Origin of the sequence: Chthonomonas sp. (assembly GCF_035294505.1) — a bacterium.
In the GTDB taxonomy this organism is placed as follows: Bacteria; Armatimonadota; Chthonomonadetes; order Chthonomonadales; family Chthonomonadaceae; genus Chthonomonas.
Genome location: NZ_DATGKU010000008.1, coordinates 1 through 2,542, shown reverse-complemented (window position 1 = coordinate 2,542; position 2,542 = coordinate 1). Strand labels below are relative to the sequence as shown.

The following is a 2,542-nucleotide window of genomic DNA, read 5'->3' as shown; positions in this document are numbered from 1 at the left end:
ACCACGAGAGTCGGCAACACCCGAAGTCGGTGAGGTAACCTTAGGGAGCCAGCCGCCGAAGGTGGGGTTGATGATTGGGGTGAAGTCGTAACAAGGTAGCCGTATCGGAAGGTGCGGCTGGATCACCTCCTTTCTACGGAGCAATACCCTACAGCAGCAGGTTGTAGGTCACTCTCTTGGTGGTGTTTAGTTTTGAGGGAACCATCCCGATGAGGGTTGGAGAACTCAACTGTACCTTGGAAACTGGATATCATAAACCTACAGTAATAACCGACACTAGGTTAAACGTGTTGTTTTAAATGGGTAACTGAACTGCATCTAGGGTGTTGCAATGACACTTTGGAAGCAAATGCGGTTTCATGTTTTAGCCCAAAAGCCGGCTAAAACAGAAACCGTTGCGATTTTGCCTTGCCGAAGGCAAGTGGCAAAACGCATTGGTGAAGTTAGGAAGGGCGCACGGAGGATGCCTAGGTGCCAGGAGCCGAAGAAGGACGGGGCGAACACCGAAATGCCACGTGGAGCTGTAAGCGAGCGTAGATGCGTGGATGTCCGAATGGGGGAACCCACTGGTCGTCATGGGCCAGTACTGCTTACTGAATACATAGGTAAGCAGAGGTAACCGAGGGAACTGAAACATCTAAGTACCTCGAGGAAGAGAAAACAAGAGTGATTCCGTGAGTAGTGGCGAGCGAACGCGGAAGAGCCTAAACCCAGCTTGTGTAAGGTTGCAGCCGTTGCAAGTTGGGGGTAGCGGGACCTGAGAGCGTGCACTGCAATGCACGCACAGAGTAAGAAATCACATCGGTAGGAGAACGGCATGGGAAGGCCGGCCATAGAGGGTGAGAGCCCCGTAACCGAAACCGATGAGACTCTGCACAGGCACCCAAGTACTGCGGGACACGAGGAACCCCGTGGGAATCAGGGAGGACCACCTCCTAAGGCTAAATACTCCCTGGCAACCGATAGTGAAGAGTACCGTGAGGGAAAGGTGAAAAGCACCGCGGGAGCGGAGTGAAAGAGAACCTGAAACCGTGTGCCTACAATCAGTCGGAGCAGTTTAGGCTGTGACGGCGTGCCTTTTGTAGAATGAACCGGCGAGTGATGGTAGTGAGCGAGGTTAAGGCGGGAAAGCTGGAGCCGAAGCGAAAGCGAGTCTGAATAGGGCGAATAGTTCGCTGCCATCGACCCGAAACCGGGTGATCTACCCCTGGTCAGGGTGAAGTGCGGGTAACACCGCATGGAGGCCCGAACCCACCGGCGTTGAAAAGCCGGGGGATGAACTGGGGGTAGGGGAGAAATTCCAATCGAACTCGGAGATAGCTGGTTCTCCCCGAAATAGCTTTAGGGCTAGCGTCAAGGGAAGAGAAGCGGAGGTAGAGCACTGATTGGGTGCGGGGCCCTACCCGGGTTACCAAGCTCAGTCAAACTCCGAATGCCGCTTTATCATGCTTGGCAGTCAGACTACGAGTGCTAAGATCCGTGGTCAAAAGGGAAACAGCCCAGACCAACAGCTAAGGTCCCAAAGTACCGGTTCAGTGGGGAACGATGTGGCGGTGCACAGACAACCAGGATGTTGGCTTAGAAGCAGCCACCATTTAAAGAGTGCGTAATAGCTCACTGGTCGAGTGACGCTGCGCGGAAAATGTAACGGGGCTAAACCGGACACCGAAGCTTTGGATGCAGAAGATGCATGGTAGGGGAGCGTTCCATTGGCGGAGAAGCTGTGCTGGAAGGCATGGTGGAGCGAATGGAAGTGAGAATGCCGGTATAAGTAGCGAAAAGACAAGTGAGAATCTTGTCCGCCGAAAGCCCAAGGGTTCCTGGGGAAGGATCGTCCGCCCAGGGTAAGTCGGGACCTAAGGCGAGGCCGAAAGGCGTAGTCGAAGGACAACTGGTTGAAATTCCAGTACCACTTACATGCGCTTGAGCGAAGGGGTGACGCAGGAGGTTACGGGAAGCGGCCGAATGGAAGAGGCCGTCCAAGCAGTGAGTGTGGTGCATAGGCAAATCCGTGCACTGGTAAGCACAAGCTGTGATGGGGAGGGAAGCACAGTACCGAAGTCCCGGACATCACACTGCCGAGAAAAGCCTCTAGTGAGTATGTAGGTGCCCGTACCGAAAACCGACACAGGTGGGCGCGTGGAGAACACGAAGGCGCGCGGGAGAACTCTCGTTAAGGAACTCGGCAAAATGGCCCCGTAACTTCGGGAGAAGGGGCGCTCAATGGGTTCCCAGGAAAGTCATACTTTGCTGGGGGTTGAGTTGAGCCGCAGTGAAAAGGCCCAAGCGACTGTTTAGCAAAAACACAGGTCTCTGCGAAGCCGAAAGGCGAAGTATAGGGGCTGACGCCTGCCCGGTGCTGGAAGGTTAAGAGGAGGGGTTAGCCATAAGGCGAAGCTCTGAATTGAAGCCCCAGTAAACGGCGGCCGTAACTATAACGGTCCTAAGGTAGCGAAATTCCTTGTCAGGTAAGTTCTGACCCGCACGAATGGCGTAACGACTTGGGCGCTGTCTCAACGAGAGACCCGGTGAAATTGTAATA

2 rRNA genes are annotated in these 2,542 nt (G+C 54.3%); both read left to right on the top strand.

Going from position 1 to position 2,542, the window contains the following annotated elements:
- Window positions 1–133: ribosomal RNA gene (locus VKV18_RS00260) — 16S ribosomal RNA — on the top strand; the annotation flags it as partial.
- A 303-nt stretch (window positions 134–436) separates the two neighbouring features.
- A 23S ribosomal RNA gene (locus VKV18_RS00255) occupies window positions 437–2,542 on the top strand; the annotation flags it as partial.